This is a genomic window from Escherichia sp. MOD1-EC7011, from assembly GCF_002965005.1.
Classification (GTDB): Bacteria; Pseudomonadota; Gammaproteobacteria; order Enterobacterales; family Enterobacteriaceae; genus Escherichia; species Escherichia ruysiae.
The window spans coordinates 1-20,601 of record NZ_PTRD01000041.1; the positions used below are offsets into that span (position 1 = coordinate 1).

Annotated in this window: 20 protein-coding genes; 12 read left to right on the top strand and 8 right to left on the bottom strand. The window is 47.3% G+C overall.

Going from position 1 to position 20,601, the window contains the following annotated elements; genetic code table 11:
- From A7098_RS24030 to A7098_RS19115, 3 genes are all read right to left on the bottom strand, one after another.
- Nucleotides 1-253 (bottom strand): hypothetical protein (locus tag A7098_RS24030; RefSeq protein WP_206748917.1); only part of this gene is annotated, 253 nt, incomplete at its 3' end.
- Nucleotides 222-1,064 (bottom strand): formyltetrahydrofolate deformylase, encoded by an 843-nt coding sequence (gene purU / locus A7098_RS19110; protein ID WP_000555850.1) that lies wholly within the window; start codon nucleotides 1,062-1,064, stop codon nucleotides 222-224. The genes purU and A7098_RS24030, both read right to left, overlap by 32 nt.
- Nucleotides 1,065-1,113: 49 nt before the next feature.
- The gene (locus A7098_RS19115; RefSeq protein ID WP_105281286.1) at nucleotides 1,114-1,572 is read right to left on the bottom strand and encodes a YchJ family protein; all 459 of its coding nucleotides are present in this window, start codon (nucleotides 1,570-1,572) and stop codon (nucleotides 1,114-1,116) included.
- Nucleotides 1,573-1,684: 112 nt separating this feature from the next.
- Here A7098_RS19115 and rssA point away from each other — a divergent pair, with 112 nt between their 5' ends.
- The 3 genes from rssA to galU all read left to right on the top strand — a co-directional run bounded on the left by rssA (nucleotide 1,685) and on the right by galU (nucleotide 4,806).
- Nucleotides 1,685-2,596: a patatin-like phospholipase RssA gene (gene rssA / locus A7098_RS19120; protein WP_010344798.1), complete on the top strand. Its 912-nt coding sequence runs from the start codon at nucleotides 1,685-1,687 to the stop codon at nucleotides 2,594-2,596.
- 86 nt (nucleotides 2,597-2,682) lie between these two features.
- Nucleotides 2,683-3,696 (top strand): two-component system response regulator RssB, encoded by a 1,014-nt coding sequence (gene rssB / locus A7098_RS19125; protein WP_000193438.1) that lies wholly within the window; start codon nucleotides 2,683-2,685, stop codon nucleotides 3,694-3,696.
- 201 nt (nucleotides 3,697-3,897) lie between these two features.
- Nucleotides 3,898-4,806 carry a UTP--glucose-1-phosphate uridylyltransferase GalU gene (gene galU, locus A7098_RS19130; protein ID WP_000718987.1) on the top strand — a complete coding sequence of 303 codons (909 nt, stop codon included), beginning with the start codon at nucleotides 3,898-3,900 and terminating at the stop codon, nucleotides 4,804-4,806.
- 146 nt (nucleotides 4,807-4,952) lie between these two features.
- Here the strand turns inward: galU and hns are convergent, their stop codons facing one another.
- On the bottom strand, nucleotides 4,953-5,363 hold the full coding sequence (gene hns / locus A7098_RS19135) for a histone-like nucleoid-structuring protein H-NS (RefSeq protein ID WP_001287384.1): 411 nt from the start codon (nucleotides 5,361-5,363) through the stop codon (nucleotides 4,953-4,955).
- Between the two features lie 602 nt (nucleotides 5,364-5,965).
- On the opposite strand from hns, the gene tdk reads away from it, so the two are divergent.
- Nucleotides 5,966-6,583, top strand: coding sequence for a thymidine kinase (gene tdk / locus A7098_RS19140; RefSeq protein WP_024165082.1), 618 nt, complete (start codon nucleotides 5,966-5,968; stop codon nucleotides 6,581-6,583).
- Between the two features lie 302 nt (nucleotides 6,584-6,885).
- On the opposite strand, the gene adhE is transcribed toward tdk, so the two are convergent.
- A complete protein-coding gene (gene adhE, locus A7098_RS19145; protein WP_000301666.1) occupies nucleotides 6,886-9,558 on the bottom strand; it encodes a bifunctional acetaldehyde-CoA/alcohol dehydrogenase in 2,673 nt (890 codons plus the stop codon).
- A gap of 479 nt (nucleotides 9,559-10,037) precedes the next feature.
- Between adhE and ychE the strand changes: the two genes are divergently transcribed.
- The 7 genes from ychE (at nucleotide 10,038) to oppF (ending at nucleotide 17,006) form a co-directional block, all read left to right on the top strand.
- On the top strand, nucleotides 10,038-10,685 hold the full coding sequence (ychE, locus tag A7098_RS19150; RefSeq protein WP_000616769.1) for an NAAT family transporter YchE: 648 nt from the start codon (nucleotides 10,038-10,040) through the stop codon (nucleotides 10,683-10,685).
- Between the two features lie 369 nt (nucleotides 10,686-11,054).
- Nucleotides 11,055-11,192: a hypothetical protein gene (locus A7098_RS23865; RefSeq protein WP_157941585.1), complete on the top strand. Its 138-nt coding sequence runs from the start codon at nucleotides 11,055-11,057 to the stop codon at nucleotides 11,190-11,192.
- A 228-nt stretch (nucleotides 11,193-11,420) separates the two neighbouring features.
- Nucleotides 11,421-13,052, top strand: coding sequence for an oligopeptide ABC transporter substrate-binding protein OppA (gene oppA / locus A7098_RS19165; RefSeq protein ID WP_105281287.1), 1,632 nt, complete (start codon nucleotides 11,421-11,423; stop codon nucleotides 13,050-13,052).
- Between the two features lie 84 nt (nucleotides 13,053-13,136).
- Complete coding sequence (gene oppB / locus A7098_RS19170; protein WP_000911117.1) at nucleotides 13,137-14,057, top strand: oligopeptide ABC transporter permease OppB; 921 nt, start codon at nucleotides 13,137-13,139, stop codon at nucleotides 14,055-14,057.
- 14 nt (nucleotides 14,058-14,071) lie between these two features.
- A complete protein-coding gene (gene oppC, locus A7098_RS19175) occupies nucleotides 14,072-14,980 on the top strand; it encodes an oligopeptide ABC transporter permease OppC (RefSeq protein ID WP_000979659.1) in 909 nt (302 codons plus the stop codon).
- Between the two features lie 11 nt (nucleotides 14,981-14,991).
- Nucleotides 14,992-16,005, top strand: coding sequence for a murein tripeptide/oligopeptide ABC transporter ATP-binding protein OppD (gene oppD, locus A7098_RS19180; protein WP_105281288.1), 1,014 nt, complete (start codon nucleotides 14,992-14,994; stop codon nucleotides 16,003-16,005).
- Complete coding sequence (gene oppF, locus A7098_RS19185; RefSeq protein WP_000994883.1) at nucleotides 16,002-17,006, top strand: murein tripeptide/oligopeptide ABC transporter ATP-binding protein OppF; 1,005 nt, start codon at nucleotides 16,002-16,004, stop codon at nucleotides 17,004-17,006. Before oppD ends, oppF begins: the two co-directional genes overlap by 4 nt.
- Nucleotides 17,007-17,058: 52 nt before the next feature.
- On the opposite strand, the gene A7098_RS19190 is transcribed toward oppF, so the two are convergent.
- Both A7098_RS19190 and cls read right to left on the bottom strand, forming a co-directional pair.
- A complete protein-coding gene (locus A7098_RS19190) occupies nucleotides 17,059-17,388 on the bottom strand; it encodes an HI1450 family dsDNA-mimic protein (protein ID WP_000366959.1) in 330 nt (109 codons plus the stop codon).
- 34 nt (nucleotides 17,389-17,422) lie between these two features.
- Nucleotides 17,423-18,883: a cardiolipin synthase gene (cls, locus tag A7098_RS19195; RefSeq protein WP_000214525.1), complete on the bottom strand. Its 1,461-nt coding sequence runs from the start codon at nucleotides 18,881-18,883 to the stop codon at nucleotides 17,423-17,425.
- A 142-nt stretch (nucleotides 18,884-19,025) separates the two neighbouring features.
- Between cls and A7098_RS23780 the strand changes: the two genes are divergently transcribed.
- Nucleotides 19,026-19,199 carry a YciY family protein gene (locus A7098_RS23780; RefSeq protein ID WP_001309467.1) on the top strand — a complete coding sequence of 58 codons (174 nt, stop codon included), beginning with the start codon at nucleotides 19,026-19,028 and terminating at the stop codon, nucleotides 19,197-19,199.
- 53 nt (nucleotides 19,200-19,252) lie between these two features.
- On the opposite strand, the gene kch is transcribed toward A7098_RS23780, so the two are convergent.
- Nucleotides 19,253-20,500, bottom strand: a complete 1,248-nt coding sequence (kch, locus tag A7098_RS19205) for a voltage-gated potassium channel protein (RefSeq protein WP_024212520.1) — start codon at nucleotides 20,498-20,500, stop codon at nucleotides 19,253-19,255.
- Nucleotides 20,501-20,601: the final 101 nt, after the last annotated feature.

The window sequence follows — 20,601 nt, forward strand, 5'->3', positions numbered from 1 at the left end:
CCTTCGAAGTCGATGACGGCAGATTTACAGTCTGCTCCCTTTGGCCGCTCGGGAACCCCACCACGGGGCAATACTTTTTACTGGCCTGCTCCCTCATTGGGAAGCGGGGCGCATCATACCAAATGACACGCCGCTGTAAAGCGTTACGTTGAGAAAAATGAACTGGTTGCGTAATTTTCATCCGTAACGGATTAAAGGCAACCAGTTCTTTTTGCTGGCGATTAAAGAATAATCGTCCGGTTACCGTAAACAAACACACGTTGCGCCAAAACCTGGTAAAGGGCGCGGCTTAATACGTTTTTCTCGACGTCACGACCTGCCCGCATCATATCTTCGGCTGTATAAGTGTGATCCACATGAATAACGTCCTGCATAATGATTGGACCTTCATCCAGATTGTCATTTACATAGTGTGCCGTTGCGCCAATTATCTTCACGCCGCGTTCATAGGCCTGATGATACGGACGTGCCCCAATAAACGCTGGCAGGAATGAGTGGTGAATATTGATAATTTTATTCGGGAAGCGCGCCACAAATTCCGGCGTTAATACGCGCATATACTTCGCCAGCACAACGTAATCAGGCTGATAAGCATCAATGGCATCCGCCATCTTTTGATCGTGCTCGTTGCGACTTAATCCTTCATGGCTGACCAGTTCAAATGGAATATCAAAACGTTCAACCAGCGAACGCAAGGTATCGTGGTTGCCGATGACTGCCGCGATTTCCACATCCAGTCCACCGTAATTGGCTTTCATCAGCAGATCGCCAAGGCAATGCGCTTCTTTAGTGACCAGAATGACTATCCGGCGACGACCGGCGGGATTTAGTTCGCGCACAGAGCCTTCCGGCAATGCGCTATCGAGATCCGCCAGCAGGGTCGAATCATTAAAAATGCCTTCCAGTTCCGTGCGCATAAAAAAGCGTCCGGTACGATGATCAACAAATTCATTGTTCTGCACGATATTTAACTCGTGCTTGTAGCAAATATTCGTAATGCGCGCGATCAGACCTTTTTGATCCGGACAAATAGTACGCAGAACTTTTCGTTGGAGTGAGTGCATTGCTGGAAAAACCTTGTTGAGAGTGTTTGCTAAACCGTACCGTCAACCATTATTGGCCGCAGCACTTTTTAAATTTTTTACCTGAACCACAAGGGCAGGGATCGTTGCGGCCAAACTGTGGACGTGTACCGTCAATATAGTACCACTGACCGTTTTCTTTCAAAAATCGCGAACGTTCAATTATCGCTCCTGTTTTACCCTGTTCGGCAAATCGAGCAACGAAGCTAACATAACCTACGTTATCTCCTTCGTGATATGAACGCTCAAATACGGTCAGCCCTAACCATTCGGTATGCGCAAATCCGGCAATCAATTCGGCACGTAACGCCGCTGCGCCACAGGACGGATGCCAGGTCTTAATTAAATAATCTGCGTCCTGCATCACAAAAGCGCAGTAACGCGAACGCACGAGATGTTCTGGATCAGGTGCGACCTTTTCACCAGACACATAACGGTGGCAACATAGGCTATACTCGACAGCACTACCACAGGGACAAAGCTCAGACACAAATAATCTCCCTGGAAACAATAACGGCGTATTAATCGCCTGCGTAGCACTATGTTAACCGAGCAGTAGCGATGTGGCTACGGCTGCATTCCAGGGGAAGCCTTCAGGAACAATGAGAAAGATAAAAATAGGGCTGGCGCTAGGATCTGGCGCGGCGCGAGGATGGTCGCATATTGGCGTCATTAACGCGCTTAAAAAAATGGGCATTGAAATAGATATCGTCGCTGGATGTTCAATCGGTTCGCTGGTGGGCGCTGCTTTTGCATGCGATCGCCTGACCGCGCTTGAACAGTGGGTTACCTCTTTTAGCTATTGGGATGTTTTACGGCTGATGGATCTTTCCTGGCAGCGTGGTGGATTGTTGCGCGGTGAGCGTGTGTTCAACCAGTACCGCGAAATAATGCCGGAAACAGAGATCGAAAATTGTTCACGCCGTTTCGCTGCGGTTGCCACTAATTTAAGCACGGGGCGAGAACTCTGGTTTACCGAAGGCGACCTCCATCTTGCTATTCGTGCATCATGCAGCATCCCCGGCCTGATGGCGCCGGTCGCTCATAACGGCTATTGGCTGGTTGATGGCGCAGTTGTTAATCCGATTCCTATTTCCCTCACGCGTGCGATGGGCGCTGATATTGTGATTGCGGTCGATCTGCAGCACGATGCTCATTTAATGCAACAAGATCTCCTTTCATTTAATGTCAGTGAAGATAATGGCGAGAACGACGATCCTCTCCCGTGGCATGCGCGTCTGAAAGAACGATTAGGCAGTATAACGGCACGTCGGGCAGTGACTGCGCCAACCGCAACAGAGATTATGACCACGTCTATCCAGGTGCTGGAAAACCGTCTTAAACGAAACCGTATGGCTGGGGATCCGCCTGATATTCTGATTCAACCTTTATGCCCGCAGATATCCACTCTGGATTTTCATCGTGCAAATGCTGCCATTGCGGCAGGACAATTAGCGGTAGAGAAGAAAATGGATGAACTTTTACCGCTGGTTCGAACCAACGTTTTGACCTGATTTTTTATCTACACTTAAGTTAATTCTGACAGGCACTGATGGCAATAGCATGTCACTATTGAATAAAGCCAGTCAGGGGAGAGAACATGACGCAGCCATTGGTCGGAAAACAGATTCTCATAGTTGAAGATGAGCCAGTCTTTCGCTCGCTTCTGGATTCATGGTTTTCCTCATTGGGAGCAACAACAGTACTGGCGGCTGATGGGGTGGATGCCCTTGAGCTACTGGGAGGTTTTACACCCGATCTGATGATATGTGATATTGCAATGCCAAGAATGAACGGCTTAAAACTGCTGGAACATATACGCAACCGGGGAGACCAAACCCCGGTTCTGGTGATTTCTGCTACGGAAAATATGGCAGATATTGCGAAAGCATTACGGCTGGGTGTGGAAGATGTTTTGCTGAAACCAGTTAAAGATCTTAATCGCTTGCGCGAGATGGTTTTTGCTTGTCTGTATCCCAGCATGTTTAACTCCAGGGTTGAGGAAGAAGAAAGGCTTTTTCGCGATTGGGATGCAATGGTCGATAATCCGACAGCCGCCGCGAAATTATTGCAAGAATTACAACCACCGGTTCAGCAGGAGATTTCCCATTGTCGGGTTAATTATCGCCAACTCGTTGCTGTTGATAAACCTGGTCTGGTACTTGATATTGCTGCACTTTCGGAAAACGATCTGGCTTTTTATTGCCTTGATGTAACCCGTGCTGGACATAATGGCGTCCTTGCAGCCTTGTTATTACGTGCGTTGTTTAATGGCTTATTACAGGAACAGCTTGCGCACCAGAATCAACCTTTGCCTGAGTTAGGCGCGTTATTGAAGCAGGTAAACCATTTACTACGCCAGGCCAATCTGCCCGGTCAATTTCCTCTATTAGTCGGCTATTATCATCGTGAATTAAAAAATCTCATTCTGGTATCCGCAGGCTTGAATGCGACGTTGAATGCGGGTGAACACCAGATTCAAATCAGTAATGGCGTTCCGTTAGGAACATTAGGCAACACTTATTTGAATCAATTGAGTCAGAGATGTGATGCCTGGCAATGCCAAATTTGGGGCGCTGGTGGAAGGCTACGTTTGATGCTGTCTGCGAATTGAGCAAACGATAATTTGGGATAAAATTGCATTACCTGCTAATGTCTGCTGGTGGTACTATCGTCGCCATTCGTATAAGTAATTGTCTTAATTATGTTAACTCGCTTCCTTTTCGGAACCAGGCGTCGCCAGGGTACTGATATACTGGGATGTGATACAGAAATATGAACACGTTCAATACACGAACAGTCCAGGAGAATTTAAATGGCTGCCATTAACACGAAAGTCAAAAAAGCCGTTATCCCCGTAGCGGGATTAGGAACCAGGATGTTGCCGGCGACGAAAGCTATCCCGAAAGAGATGCTACCGCTTGTCGATAAGCCATTAATTCAATACGTCGTGAATGAATGTATTGCGGCGGGTATTACTGAAATTGTGCTGGTGACTCACTCATCGAAAAACTCTATTGAAAACCACTTTGATACCAGTTTTGAACTGGAAGCAATGCTGGAAAAACGTGTAAAACGTCAGCTGCTTGATGAAGTGCAGTCTATTTGCCCGCCGCACGTGACTATTATGCAAGTTCGTCAGGGGCTGGCGAAAGGTTTAGGGCACGCAGTATTGTGTGCTCACCCGGTAGTTGGTGATGAACCTGTGGCTGTTATTTTGCCTGACGTTATTCTGGATGAATATGAATCCGATTTGTCGCAGGATAACCTCGCAGAGATGATCCGCCGCTTTGATGAAACTGGCCATAGTCAGATCATGGTTGAGCCTGTTGCTGATGTGACTGCATACGGTGTTGTGGATTGCAAAGGTGTGGATTTAGCGCCTGGTGAAAGTGTACCGATGGTCGGTGTAGTAGAAAAACCGAAAGCAGATGTTGCACCGTCTAATCTCGCTATTGTTGGTCGTTACGTACTTAGCGCCGATATTTGGCCGCTGCTGGCAAAAACTCCTCCGGGAGCAGGCGATGAAATTCAACTTACCGATGCTATTGATATGCTGATCGAAAAAGAAACGGTTGAAGCCTATCACATGAAAGGGAAGAGCCATGACTGCGGTAATAAATTAGGTTACATGCAGGCTTTCGTTGAATACGGTATTCGTCACAACTCGCTGGGTGCTGAATTTAAAGCCTGGCTTGAAGAAGAGATGGGCATTAAGAAGTAACACCAATAGCGGTGTTTTCTACGAAACGGCATTGAGTTATCAATGCCGTTTTTTTATAGCTTATTCTTATTGGATAGTCTTAAAACGGACAATAAAAAATCCCGCCAATGGCGGGATTTTAAGCGAGCGTAATCTAAAAAAGATTATTACTTGATCAGGAAATCGTCGAGGGATTTACCTTGCTCATCCATCGCTTTTTTGATTACAGCCGGAGTACGACCCTGACCAGTCCAGGTTTTGGTTTCGCCGTTCTCGTCAACGTAGCTATATTTAGCTGGACGCTGTGCGCGTTTAGCTTTGGTGCCAGATTTAACAGCAGCCATGCTATTCAGCAGTTCGTTCGGGTCGATACCGTCAGCGATCAGCATTTCACGATATTGTTGCAGTTTACGAGTGCGTTCTTCAACTTCAGCAGCAGCCGCACTTTCTTCTTCGCGACGCTCGTTAACAACTACTTCTAATTTTTCCAGCATTTCTTCCAGCGTTTCAAGTGTACATTCTCTTGCTTGCGCACGAAGAGTACGGATGTTGTTCAGAATTTTAAGTGCTTCGCTCATTGTAGTAATCTCAAACTTATATTGGGGTGGTTTGTTGAGGTAATAATAGAGCCTTAAATTCAGTTGTGCAATAGCCAGGAATGTAAGGAATTCAAAATTGTTCTTTATTTTGTGCCACCAATAAATATCTTTTCATAAAATTAGCCAGAAAAGATGCGGCATATAGCCCTATTTGTACCGATGATTTCGCATCATCTAAGGTTAAAACTTCCTGATTCATGTCACATTTTATGTAGGGATTAACACGCGCTGACGTCTTTTACTCTTCGGTATTAGTCATGTTTACAAAAAATCCGCTATTAAGAGAATGATGAAAAGAAGAACAGTCGCAATAAGTGCAGGGACTTCGTATTGCCGTATCCTGGAGGTCAACAGAGGGTTATTACTTGTGCAACAAGTTAAAGATTGTGAATAGTTACCTGGAGTCATTTACGCGGTTATAACAAGCAATACAGACACAATGATAGCTCTGAAGGATTATGTCATCCTTCTTAAGGAATGATGTATATACGCTCTTCTGCGTGTACTGTTGCGCTGTAAAACTGGCGAATTATGATAAACTTCAGCCAACTTTATTTCATATCATTGAGGGCCTGTGGCTGATGGCACAGCTATATTTCTACTATTCCGCAATGAACGCGGGTAAGTCTACGGCATTGCTGCAATCTTCATACAATTACCAGGAACGCGGTATGCGGACTGTCGTATATACGGCGGAAATTGACGATCGTTTCGGGGCAGGGAAAGTCAGCTCGCGTATAGGTTTGTCATCTCCGGCAAAATTATTTAACCAAAATTCATCATTATTTGATGAGATTCGTGCGGAACATGAACAACAGGCAATTCATTGTGTACTGGTTGATGAATGCCAGTTTTTAACCAGACAACAAGTATATGAATTATCGGAGGTTGTCGATCAACTCGATATACCCGTACTTTGTTATGGCTTACGTACAGATTTTCGCGGTGAATTATTTACCGGCAGTCAATACTTACTGGCATGGTCAGACAAACTGGTCGAATTAAAAACTATTTGCTTTTGTGGTCGTAAAGCAAGCATGGTGCTACGTCTTGATCAAGCGGGTAGGCCTTATAACGAAGGCGAACAGGTGGTTATTGGTGGTAATGAGCGTTACGTCTCGGTTTGCCGTAAACACTATAAAGAAGCGTTAGAAGTCGGTTCTTTGACGGCTATTCAAGAAAGACATCAACACGATTAATAAGATTTTCTTTACTGACAGGATGAATCGAGGCCTTTATCCTGTCAGTTCGTTTTACTAACTTCTTCCGAACCATAATTCTTTCTCTGCTCCTAACTATCGCTAAAACGTAACAGAACGATTTAGTGCTTCGTCATCTACGATGTTGAGTCATTTTCAGGTTATCGCGGTTAGTGCGCATTAGATAACAGTATATATGAGCATACTAATGCAGTTGGGTTATTTGACTTTGTATAGCGTGTAGCGAAAACAAAAAAACGGCCCCAAAAGGGACCGTTTATGAGGATGTACAGAGTTACTGATTAAGCGGATTTCTTCGCTTTTTTCTCTGCTTTAGCTGGAGCTGCTTCCTTTGCTGCTGGTGCTCCTTCTACGTAATCACGACCATAGTAGGTATCCAGCAGAATCTGTTTCAGCTCGGAGATCAGCGGGTAACGCGGGTTAGCGCCGGTGCACTGGTCATCGAATGCATCTTCAGACAGTTTATCTACGTTCGCCAGGAAGTCAGCTTCCTGAACGCCAGCCTCACGGATAGATTTCGGAATACCCAGTTCTGCTTTCAGCGTTTCCAGCCATGCCAGCAGTTTCTCGATCTTCGCAGCAGTACGGTCACCCGGTGCGCTCAGACCCAGATGGTCTGCGATTTCAGCATAACGACGACGAGCCTGTGGACGATCGTACTGGCTGAATGCAGTCTGCTTGGTCGGGTTGTCATTCGCGTTGTAGCGGATAACGTTACAAATCAGCAGGGCGTTGGCCAGACCGTGCGGAATATGGAACTGGGAGCCCAGTTTGTGCGCCATTGAGTGACATACACCCAGGAAGGCGTTCGCAAACGCGATACCGGCGATAGTAGCTGCACTGTGAACACGTTCACGCGCTACCGGGTTTTTAGCCCCTTCGTGGTAAGACGCTGGCAGATATTCTTTGAGCAGTTTCAGCGCCTGCAGAGCCTGACCATCAGAGAACTCAGATGCCAGTACAGAAACATAAGCTTCCATGGCGTGAGTGACTGCGTCCAGACCACCGAAAGCACACAGGGACTTCGGCATATCCATAACCAGGTTGGCGTCAACAATCGCCATATCCGGGGTCAGTGCATAGTCTGCCAGCGGATATTTCTGACCTGTTGCATCGTCGGTTACAACCGCAAACGGAGTCACTTCAGAACCCGTACCGGAAGTGGTGGTGACGGCGATCATTTTCGCTTTCACGCCCATTTTCGGGAACTTGTAGATACGTTTACGGATATCCATAAAGCGCAGCGCCAGTTCTTCAAAGTGGGTTTCCGGATGCTCGTACATAACCCACATGATTTTCGCGGCGTCCATCGGGGAACCACCACCCAGCGCGATGATCACGTCTGGCTTGAAGGAGTTTGCCAGTTCGGCACCTTTACGAACGATGCTCAGTGTCGGGTCAGCTTCAACTTCAAAGAAGACTTCAGTTTCAACGCCGGCAGCTTTCAGTACAGAAGTAATCTGGTCGGCATAACCGTTGTTGAACAGGAAGCGGTCAGTCACGATGAGCGCACGTTTGTGGCCATCAGTAATCACTTCATCCAGCGCGATTGGCAGTGAGCCACGGCGGAAGTAGATAGATTTCGGAAGTTTGTGCCACAACATGTTTTCAGCTCGCTTAGCAACGGTTTTCTTGTTGATCAAGTGTTTCGGACCAACGTTTTCAGAGATGGAGTTACCACCCCAGGAACCACAACCCAGAGTCAGGGAAGGTGCGAGTTTGAAGTTATACAGGTCACCGATACCACCCTGAGAAGCCGGGGTGTTGATCAGGATACGGGCAGTTTTCATTTTCTGACCGAAGTAGGCAACGCGTGCCGGTTGGTTATCCTGGTCGGTGTACAGGCAAGAGGTATGACCGATACCGCCCATGGCAACCAGTTTCTCTGCTTTCTCTACCGCGTCTTCGAAATCTTTTGCACGGTACATTGCCAGCGTCGGGGACAGTTTTTCATGTGCGAACGGTTCGCTTTCATCAACAACGGTCACTTCACCAATCAGAATCTTAGTGTTTTCTGGTACAGAGAAGCCCGCCAGTTCAGCAATTTTATAAGCCGGTTGACCAACGATAGCTGCGTTCAGTGCGCCGTTTTTCAGGATAACGTCCTGAACGGCTTTCAGCTCTTTACCCTGCAGCATGTAACCGCCGTGGGTAGCGAAACGTTCACGTACAGCGTCATAAACAGAGTCAACAACAACAACAGACTGTTCAGAAGCACAGATTACGCCGTTGTCGAAGGTTTTGGACATCAGTACGGATGCAACTGCACGTTTGATATCTGCGGTTTCATCGATAACAACCGGAGTGTTACCAGCACCTACACCGATTGCCGGTTTACCGGAGCTGTATGCTGCTTTAACCATGCCCGGACCACCAGTCGCGAGGATCAGGTTAATGTCAGGGTGGTGCATCAGCGCGTTGGACAGTTCAACAGAAGGTTGATCGATCCAGCCAATCAGATCTTTCGGTGCACCAGCAGCGATAGCAGCCTGCAGAACGATATCAGCAGCTTTGTTAGTTGCATCTTTTGCACGCGGGTGCGGAGAGAAGATAATAGCGTTACGGGTCTTCAGGCTGATCAGCGATTTGAAGATTGCAGTTGAAGTCGGGTTAGTCGTTGGAACGATACCGCAGATAATACCGATTGGTTCAGCGATAGTGATAGTACCGAAAGTGTCGTCTTCAGACAGAACACCACAGGTTTTTTCATCTTTATAGGCGTTGTAGATATATTCAGAAGCAAAGTGGTTTTTAATTACTTTATCTTCGACGATACCCATGCCGGATTCGGCAACGGCCATTTTCGCGAGTGGGATTCGAGCATCTGCGGCAGCCAGAGCGGCGGCGCGGAAGATTTTATCAACTTGCTCTTGAGTGAAACTGGCATATTCACGCTGGGCTTTTTTTACACGCTCTACGAGTGCGTTAAGTTCAGCGACATTAGTAACAGCCATAATGCTCTCCTGATAATGTTAAACTTTTTTAGTAAATCATCTGCTCGAATACGAGAGTATAGTCAGTGTGGTGATGATTTGCTTAACCTATGAAAATCAAAAGCTTACTCGCGCTCACACTCACTGTGATTTACTAAAAGAGTTTAAACATTAGAGAGACTAATCTCTAATGCGTCACTTCCAGGTGGCGTAAGCAAGATTACTCACTTCTGGGTACTGATTACGTGATCTAGATCAAAATTCCGCAAAGCTGACACCTTTCAGCTCCGCTTTTAGCTATAAAAGCTAATAGTTAATAAATTGTAGTATTTATTGTTGGCTACATTAGCATGTTTTGCACGACTAGATAACAATAATGAATGATAGTAATTTTAAGCGGTTAGGAGGTGAAAAATGCTGCCAAAAGGCGTATTGTCAGCGCGTATTTTTTTACCTTTGCTTATGGCTAACATTATCCGGCTTTTGCTTCGGAGCTAACCGTGATTCAGACACTCTTTGATTTTCCCGTTTACTTTAAATTTTTCATCGGGTTATTTGCGCTGGTTAACCCGGTTGGGATTATCCCCGTGTTCATCAGTATGACCAGCTATCAGACTGCGGCAGCGAGAAACAAAACAAATCTGACTGCCAACCTGTCGGTAGCGATTATCTTGTGGATCTCGCTTTTTCTCGGCGACACGATTCTGCAACTTTTTGGAATATCGATTGATTCGTTCCGCATCGCGGGCGGCATACTGGTGGTTACAATTGCGATGTCGATGATCAGCGGTAAGCTTGGTGAGGATAAACAGAACAAACAAGAGAAATCAGAAACCGCAATTCGAGAAAGCATCGGCGTTGTACCGCTCGCATTGCCTTTGATGGCAGGGCCAGGGGCGATCAGTTCAACTATCGTTTGGGGAACGCGTTATCACAGCATTGGTTATCTGTTCGGCTTTTTTGTGGCAATTGCATTGTTTGCTTTATGTTGCTGGGGCTTATTCCGCATGGCACCCTGGCTGGTGCGAGTTCTGCGTCAGACCGGTATAAACGTGATTACTCGTATTATGGGGTTGCTGCTGATGGCATTAGGGATTGAATTTATTGTTAATGGAATCAAAGGGATTTTCCCTGGTCTGCTCAATTAATTTCTTTCATACGAAACGGAGCCATGGTGCTCCGTTTTTTCGTCATTATTTTTACTTTTGCCCAGCACAGTTATCAAAAGCAAACGAAATAGATAAATATTTTTCCTCATATTACAGCCAGTTATAAGAATATCCTTACCCCGCCATCCTCCTCATCATGTTATTTTCGCGACATCATAATCCTGGGTCTTGCTGAAGAATAATTGAAATGATATTAGTAATTCCACTGCATTTGGCAGAGGAATGTGCTAAATAATGACCTTTTGTTAAGTTATTGTATATTTCTCTATCTTGACAGCAACCAGAAAAAACAGACTTGCTTTACGAGGTTTTATCTTATTGTTTTTAAATGGTTTTATTGGCAACCTGATGAAGTCTTTAGATATTGGCGCGGTCAGTAAAAGAGAATTGCTTAACAATTTTGCAAAATGTATTGGCGGGCAAGAAGCGCATTTGATACTTTCCGGTCAACCGTCAGGCGATTTTTTTGGTAATGAGAATAATTAACAATAAAAATTGCTGCATTAAATAGTAAATGTGTCTCGACAGGGGAGACACAGTAGGAACCGACGTAAGGTGGTCGTTCGAATCGCCAGAATAAATAAAGTCGGTGATAGCAAAGCGTAACGATATATCAACCTGGCAGCAGAAAGTCTCCGAATCTGTCCAGGGTCCCAACCCGGGATTACACATGCTGGTTAAAGCCAGTAATTATAATGAGGGAGTCCAAAAACAATGACCAACATCACCAAGAGAAGTTTAGTAGCAGCAGGCGTTCTGGCTGCGCTTATGGCAGGGAATGTTGCGCTGGCGGCTGATGTACCCGCTGGTGTTCAGCTCGCAGAAAAACAAACGCTGGTGCGTAACAATGGTTCTGAAGTTCAGTCATTAGATCCGCACAAAATTGAAGGGGTTCCGGAGTCTAATATCAGTCGCGACCTGTTTGAAGGCTTGCTGGTCAGCGATCTCGATGGTCACCCGGCGCCTGGCGTCGCGGAGTCCTGGGATAATAAAGATGCCAAAGTCTGGACATTCCATCTGCGTAAAGATGCGAAATGGTCCGACGGCACGCCAGTCACTGCGCAGGACTTTGTATACAGTTGGCAACGTTCTGTTGATCCGAACACCGCTTCTCCCTATGCCAGTTATCTACAATATGGGCATATCGCCGGTATTGATGAAATTCTCGAAGGGAAAAAACCGATTACCGATCTCGGCGTGAAAGCCGTCGATGACTACACTTTAGAAGTCACATTAAGTGAGCCTGTTCCGTATTTCTATAAATTACTGGTTCACCCATCGACTTCCCCGGTGCCAAAAGCCGCTATTGAGAAATTCGGCGAGAAATGGACCCAGCCAGGAAATATTGTCACCAACGGTGCCTATACCTTAAAAGATTGGGTCGTTAACGAACGTATCGTTCTTGAGCGCAGCCCGACCTACTGGAACAACGCGAAAACCGTCATTAACCAAGTCACCTATTTGCCGATTGCTTCTGAAGTCACCGATGTTAACCGCTATCGCAGCGGCGAAATCGATATGACCTATAACAACATGCCGATCGAGCTGTTCCAGAAGCTTAAAAAAGAGATCCCGGACGAGGTTCACGTCGATCCGTATTTGTGCACCTACTATTACGAAATTAACAATCAGAAACCGCCATTCAACGACGTGCGTGTGCGTACCGCACTGAAACTGGGTATGGATCGCGATATCATCGTTAATAAAGTGAAAGCACAGGGCGATATGCCCGCCTATGGTTACACTCCTCCTTACACAGATGGTGCAAAATTAACTCAACCGGAATGGTTTGGCTGGAGCCAGGAAAAACGTAACGAAGAAGCGAAAAAGCTGCTGGCTGAAGCGGGCTATACCGCAGACAAACCGTTGACCATTAACCTGCTATATAACACGTCCGATCTGCATAAAAAGCTGGCGATTGCCGCCTCTTCACTGTGGAAGAAAAACATTGGTGTAAACGTCAAACTGGTTAACCAGGAGTGGAAAACCTTCCTCGATACCCGTCACCAGGGAACTTTTGATGTGGCTCGTGCAGGCTGGTGTGCTGACTATAACGAACCAACATCCTTCCTGAACACCATGCTGTCGAACAGTTCGATGAATACCGCGCATTATAAGAGCCCGGCCTTTGACAGCATTATGGCGGAAACGCTGAAAGCGACTGACGAGGCGCAACGCACTGCGCTGTACACCAAAGCAGAACAGCAGCTGGATAAAGATTCGGCCATTGTTCCGGTTTATTACTATGTGAACGCGCGTCTGGTGAAACCGTGGGTTGGGGGGTATACCGGCAAAGATCCGCTGGATAATACCTACACCAGAAATATGTACATTGTGAAGCACTAATGGCAATACGTGGGGCAGGGGAACTTGCTCCACGGTGTCTGATTTTTATCGCATTATAGAAGGCACTGGCCAGAAGGTACGGCAATGTTAAAATTTATTCTACGTCGCTGTCTGGAAGCGATTCCGACGCTATTTATTCTGATTACTATTTCGTTCTTTATGATGCGTCTGGCACCAGGAAGTCCGTTCACTGGTGAACGGACGTTACCGCCAGAAGTGATGGCCAATATCGAAGCGAAATATCATCTTAATGATCCGATCATGACACAGTATTTCAGCTACCTGAAACAACTGGCGCATGGCGATTTCGGTCCGTCTTTTAAATATAAAGATTATTCGGTCAATGACCTGGTAGCATCCAGTTTTCCTGTTTCTGCAAAATTGGGGGCAGCCGCGTTTATACTTGCGGTAGTGCTGGGTGTTAGTGCTGGCGTTATTGCCGCATTAAAACAAAACACCAAATGGGACTATACCGTGATGGGGCTGGCAATGACCGGGGTGGTTATCCCCAGTTTTGTGGTTGCGCCATTATTAGTCATGATATTTGCGATCATTTTGCATTGGCTACCAGGCGGTGGCTGGAATGGCGGGGCGCTGAAATTCATGATATTGCCGATGGTGGCATTGTCTCTCGCTTATATCGCCAGTATTGCGCGTATTACCCGTGGTTCGATGATTGAAGTTTTGCATTCTAACTTTATTCGTACTGCCCGCGCGAAAGGTTTACCTATGCGCAGGATCATCCTTCGCCACGCATTAAAACCTGCTCTGCTACCCGTGCTCTCCTATATGGGACCCGCATTTGTCGGCATTATTACCGGTTCTATGGTCATCGAAACCATTTATGGTTTGCCGGGGATCGGGCAATTGTTCGTTAATGGCGCATTGAACCGTGACTATTCATTGGTGTTAAGCCTGACCATTCTGGTTGGTGCATTAACCATTTTGTTTAATGCCATTGTCGATGTGCTATATGCGGTTATCGACCCGAAAATCCGTTACTGATACTGGAGCTCGCGATGATGTTAAGTAAGAAAAACAGCGAGACGCTGGAAAATTTCAGTGAGAAGCTGGAGGTCGAAGGGCGCAGCTTGTGGCAGGACGCACGTCGACGTTTTATGCATAACCGTGCGGCGGTCGCCAGTCTGATAGTGCTGGTACTGATCGCGTTATTTGTTATCCTGGCACCAATGCTTTCGCAGTTTGCCTATGACGATACCGACTGGGCGATGATGTCCAGCGCCCCGGATATGGAATCCGGTCACTACTTTGGTACTGACTCATCTGGCCGCGACTTGCTGGTACGCGTTGCTATTGGTGGACGTATCTCACTCATGGTCGGGGTTGCTGCGGCACTGGTCGCAGTGGTTGTGGGGACACTTTATGGTTCGCTTTCTGGTTATCTTGGCGGCAAAGTGGATTCGGTAATGATGCGTCTGCTGGAAATTCTCAACTCCTTCCCATTCATGTTCTTCGTCATTTTGCTGGTGACCTTTTTCGGTCAAAACATTCTGCTGATTTTTGTAGCGATTGGCATGGTTTCCTGGCTGGATATGGCGCGTATTGTGCGTGGACAAACCCTGAGTCTGAAGCGCAAAGAGTTTATTGAGGCGGCACAAGTTGGCGGTGTATCTACGCCCGGTATTGTTATTCGCCACATTGTGCCGAATGTGCTTGGTGTTGTAGTGGTCTATGCATCGCTACTGGTGCCCAGCATGATCCTCTTTGAATCCTTTTTAAGCTTCCTGGGGCTGGGTACACAAGAGCCGTTAAGCAGCTGGGGCGCATTGCTGAGCGATGGCGCGAACTCGATGGAAGTCTCTCCGTGGTTACTGCTGTTCCCTGCGGGATTCCTCGTGGTGACGCTGTTTTGTTTCAACTTTATCGGCGATGGCTTGCGTGATGCCCTCGACCCGAAAGATCGTTAAGGAGTGCAGCCATGAGCGTAATTGAAACTGCAACTGTGCCGCTCGCACAACAACAGGCTGACGCACTACTGAACGTGAAAGATTTGCGTGTCACCTTTAGTACCCCGGATGGCGATGTCACGGCGGTTAACGATTTGAATTTTTCCCTGCGTGCCGGGGAAACGCTGGGTATCGTTGGTGAATCTGGTTCGGGTAAATCGCAAACCGCGTTTGCCTTAATGGGGCTTCTGGCTGCCAACGGACGTATTGGCGGATCGGCAACCTTCAATGGGCGAGAAATCCTCAATCTTCCAGAGCGAGAACTCAATAAACTGCGCGCTGAACAAATCTCGATGATTTTTCAGGATCCGATGACCTCGTTAAACCCTTATATGCGCGTTGGTGAGCAGTTGATGGAAGTGCTGATGCTGCATAAAAGCATGAGCAAGGCTGAGGCGTTTGAAGAGTCAGTGCGGATGCTCGATGCGGTAAAAATGCCGGAAGCGCGTAAACGCATGAAGATGTTCCCGCATGAATTTTCTGGTGGGATGCGTCAGCGCGTCATGATTGCGATGGCGTTGCTGTGTCGGCCTAAACTGCTGATTGCCGATGAGCCGACAACCGCGCTGGACGTGACCGTACAGGCGCAAATCATGACGCTATTGAATGAACTGAAGCGGGAATTTAATACCGCCATCATTATGATCACCCACGATCTGGGTGTTGTGGCGGGGATCTGTGACAAAGTTCTGGTGATGTACGCCGGGCGCACGATGGAATATGGCAATGCGCGCGATGTCTTTTATCAACCCGTTCATCCTTATTCTATCGGTTTGCTCAATGCGGTGCCGCGCCTTGATGCGGAAGGTGAAACCATGTTGACCATTCCCGGTAATCCGCCAAACCTGCTACGTTTACCGAAAGGTTGCCCGTTCCAGCCACGTTGTCCGTATGCGATGGAGATTTGTAGTAGCGCACCGCCGCTGGAAGAGTTTACCCCTGGCCGCCTGCGTGCCTGCTTTAAACCGGTGGAGGAGCTGTTATGAATGCTGTAACCGAAGGAAGAAAAGTCCTCCTCGAAATCGCTGACCTGAAAGTGCACTTTGAGATCAAAGATGGCAAACAGTGGTTCTGGCAACCCGCAAAAACACTGAAAGCGGTCGATGGTGTCACGCTTCGCTTGTATGAAGGGGAAACATTGGGTGTGGTAGGAGAATCGGGATGCGGTAAGTCCACCTTTGCTCGTGCCATCATCGGTTTGGTCAAGGCTACTGACGGTCGTGTTGCCTGGTTAGGCAAAGAGTTGTTGGGAATGAAGCCCGATGAATGGCGTGCCGTTCGTAGTGATATCCAGATGATTTTTCAGGATCCGCTGGCATCGCTGAACCCGCGTATGACCATCGGTGAGATCATCGCTGAACCGCTGCGCACCTACCATCCGAAAATGTCACGCCAGGAAGTTCGTGAGCGCGTGAAGGCGATGATGATGAAAGTCGGCTTGCTACCCAATCTGATTAACCGTTATCCGCATGAGTTCTCTGGCGGGCAGTGTCAGCGTATCGGGATTGCCCGTGCACTTATTCTCGAACCGAAGCTGATTATCTGCGATGAGCCGGTGTCGGCGCTGGACGTGTCAATTCAGGCCCAGGTAGTCAACCTGCTCCAGCAATTGCAGCGTGAGATGGGATTGTCATTAATCTTTATCGCCCACGATCTGGCCGTGGTAAAACACATTTCCGATCGCGTGCTGGTGATGTATCTCGGACATGCGGTAGAACTGGGAACGTATGATGAGGTCTACCATAATCCGCTGCATCCTTATACCAAAGCATTGATGTCGGCAGTGCCCATTCCTGACCCGGATCTGGAAAAGAACAAATCTATTCAGTTACTGGAAGGGGAATTACCGTCGCCGATCAACCCGCCTTCCGGTTGTGTTTTCCGTACCCGTTGCCCGATTGCCGGTCCTGAGTGTGCCAAAACGCGACCTGTGCTGGAGGGGAGTTTCAGACATGCCGTTTCTTGCCTGAAAGTCGATCCGCTTTAAAAACAATAAGGGCTGACAGTTGTCAGCCCTTTTTCACGCCAAAAGCGATTATTTATTCCCGCCAGATGATATGGCAAAGTTTGTGATCTTTTTCGCGGCATAACAGAATGCGGGCGAAAACATCGTTGATTTCACCATCTTCACTGTCCGCCAGACCAATCACCACTTCGGCAAAAAAGTCCGGGTTCAAATCGAAATCAACATGTTCCTGCCAGTCTTCCGCCGGATCGAATAACTCCGCGCCGCCGCGCTCTTCAAACTGAAGATTGAACAGCAGAACATCAGCTGGGTCGAGATTGTCGGCAGCCAGTTCGAGAAAAATATCATAGGCCTGTTCAAGTGTTTCATCTTCGGTCAGGCGATTGTTTAAATCCATATCCATAGTCACTACCCGTTTAACATCTGTTGGCCACGTTTTACAGCAACGGACTGAAGAAGTAAAACAGTCGCTCGGCAACGCGTTGCCAGAGTGGTCGTTTCGCCCACAACCGCGCATCAAGTAAACGTGAGCGTGAAATATAATCGTCCTGAACGGCGGCCAGGTCAGCACCAAAACCTTTATCGTCGATCGCCAGCGTGATTTCAAAGTTCAGCCAAAGACTACGCATATCGAGGTTAACGGTGCCCACCAGACTTAACTCGCCATCGACCAGCACGCTCTTGGTATGCAGCAATCCGCCTTCAAACTGATAAATTTTAACCCCAGCGGCCAGCAGCTCAGTAAAGAACGCGCGGCTGGCCCAGCCAACCAGCATTGAGTCATTTTTACGTGGCAGGATAATACTGACATCAACACCACGTTGCGCTGCCGTGCAAATTGCGTGAAGCAAATCATCGCTGGGCACGAAGTAGGGCGTCGTCATGATCAAATATTCACGCGCCGAATAAGCCGCAGTCAGTAATGCCTGGTGAATCAGGTCTTCCGGGAAGCCGGGGCCAGAAGCAATGGTATGGATCGTATGACCGCTGGCCTGCTCAAATGGCATAATATTGACATCTGGTGGCGGCGGCAGAATACGTTTCCCGGTTTCAATCTCCCAGTCGCAGGAATAAATAATCCCCATCGCGGTGGCGATGGGGCCTTCCATACGCGCCATCAGGTCAATCCATTGTCCTACGCCCGCATCCTGTTTGAAGAAGCGCGGATCGACCATATTCATACTGCCGGTATAGGCAATGTAGTTATCGATCATGATCATCTTGCGGTGCTGGCGCAGATCCATACGGCGTAAAAATACGCGCATCAGATTAACTTTTAGGGACTCGACCACTTCGATACCGGCATTACGCATCAGTTCTGGCCACGGACTGCGGAAGAACGCGACGCTACCGGCGGAATCGAGCATCAGTCGGCAATGAATACCGCGTCGGGCTGCAGCCATCAGTGACTCAGCCACCTGATCCGCCATACCGCCGGGTTGCCAGATATAAAACACCATCTCAATATTATGCCGGGCGAGCTGGATGTCGCGGATTAACGCCTGCATCACATCATCAGACTCGGTCATCAGTTGTAGCTGATTTCCTTTGACCCCGGCGATCCCCTGACGACGCTCGCAAAGCTTGAATAACGGGCCGGCGACACTGCTGTTTTCTTCTGCGAAGATATGTTTACAGGCTTTAAGATCGTTAAGCCATTTAGCGGTAGAAGGCCACATCGCTCTGGCGCGTTCGGCACGGCGTTTACCTAAGTGGAGTTCGCCGACTGCAAGATAGGCAATAATTCCGACCAGAGGCAGAATATAAATGATTAACAGCCAGGCCATGGCGGAGGGAACTGCACGTCGTTTCATTAGAATGCGTAATGTTACGCCTGCAATGAGCAACCAGTATCCCAGAATGGCCAACCAACTCACCAACGTATAAACGGTTGTCATAGATTAGAAATCCTTTTGAAAGCGCATTGTTATGAGTTTACGCATATGGATTCATCTGGCAAATAAAAACGCGGGAAAAGCACTAGTCAGCGTCGGGGGCGAGGGTATAATGACCATTCTGTTATTGCATAGAGTAGTTAACATGAAGCGGAGTAGAACGGAAGTGGGACGCTGGCGTATGCAGCGTCAGGCTAGCCGGCGTAAATCGCGTTGGCTTGAGGGGCAGTCTCGCCGAAATATGCGTATCCACAGCATCAGGAAGTGCATTCTAAACAAACAGCGTAACTCGTTATTGTTTGCGATCTACAATATCTGAATGTTCCGGGCACCATTGCGGTGCCCAGCAAGTTTACCTTCAGCCTTTTAAATCTATTTTTGCGCCGATTCATTACTGTCAGTTTTCGTTTCATCGTCATCGCTGAAAATACCATGCCCGGAGTTCAGCAACATTGAGACGAGCATATCATTATTAATCTCTTCACCATTTAAAACCCGCGCCAGAATTTCGCTGCCAAAAAGCTGCGGCGAAAGAATGATGTCCGGATGTACCATTTTAATTTTATTCAGGTTTTTGCTATCGCTGACGGCCAGCACCGTTTTGACATCTTTGCTCATATCTTTGGCTGACAGGACGACAAAAGCGTTATCTGCATCGTTATCACTGAGCGCCAGAATAGCCCGACAGTGATCGATTCCCGCTTTTTTTAATACCGAACTGTCATTGCTGTCACCGGGAATAACATCAGCATTGTCGCCTAATCGTTGCTCAAGTTGTTTGATGTCATCTTCTGGCAAATTGCTGATAACAGTCACGTTTTGTCCGCGTTGATTCAGTTGCAGAATCGTGTTGATTGCCAGAATGGAGTGACCGCAAACAATAAAGTGATCTTTACGATTCATCGTATGCTTGTTTCCTTTCACTAGTTTATTGAATCCTCCTCGGATAAGAGGACCAAAAATAGAGGTCATGGAGGTGGCGAAAACGGTAATGCCGGAAATAATGACTGAAATAGTAAACAGGCGTGCCGATTCAGACACGGGAACGATATCGCCATAGCCCACGGTTGACATAGTTTCTATTGAAAAATAGAAAGCAGTCATCAGGCTCTCTATTCGCGGATTGAAACCCTCACTTAAATATAGCGCGCCATAGGTGGAGTAAAACAGTAACGTCGTAAAACTAATAAAAGCAAAAATTGTCCCGGCGGCGGCACTACTGTGTGAGAAGTCTTTGCGCAGCACCAGCAAAATCACCAGCGTAAAGATGCAAAAACCAATACTAAATTTCAGCCAGGGATAAAAATGCAAGGTGTAGATCAGCGTAATCAACAACAAAATAATACTGATTGCCCATGCCAGTTTTGCTCGAAATAACAAGCCGATCGAATTCAGAACAAGAAAGACGCCGAGCATAAACAGCGGCGCATTGGCCAGTAAGGAGAGATCAAGTTCCGAAAATGCCTGGATATGGAAAATATCGAGCAGATTGACCGACATACCATAGATTGTTTTAAAAATAAGCAATCCATTTAAAAAGACGGCTAGCGCGATAATATCGTGCCGCAGGGTCACCCATAAATTTACTGCTGTTTGCTTGAATGTAGCCCAGTGACTCACTGATACCTCTGTAACCACAATTTTGTTTAATTATCTCTACGCGTACATAATGTGAGCATACATGCGACGCGTGAATATGTTAAACAATAGTAGATGACTTT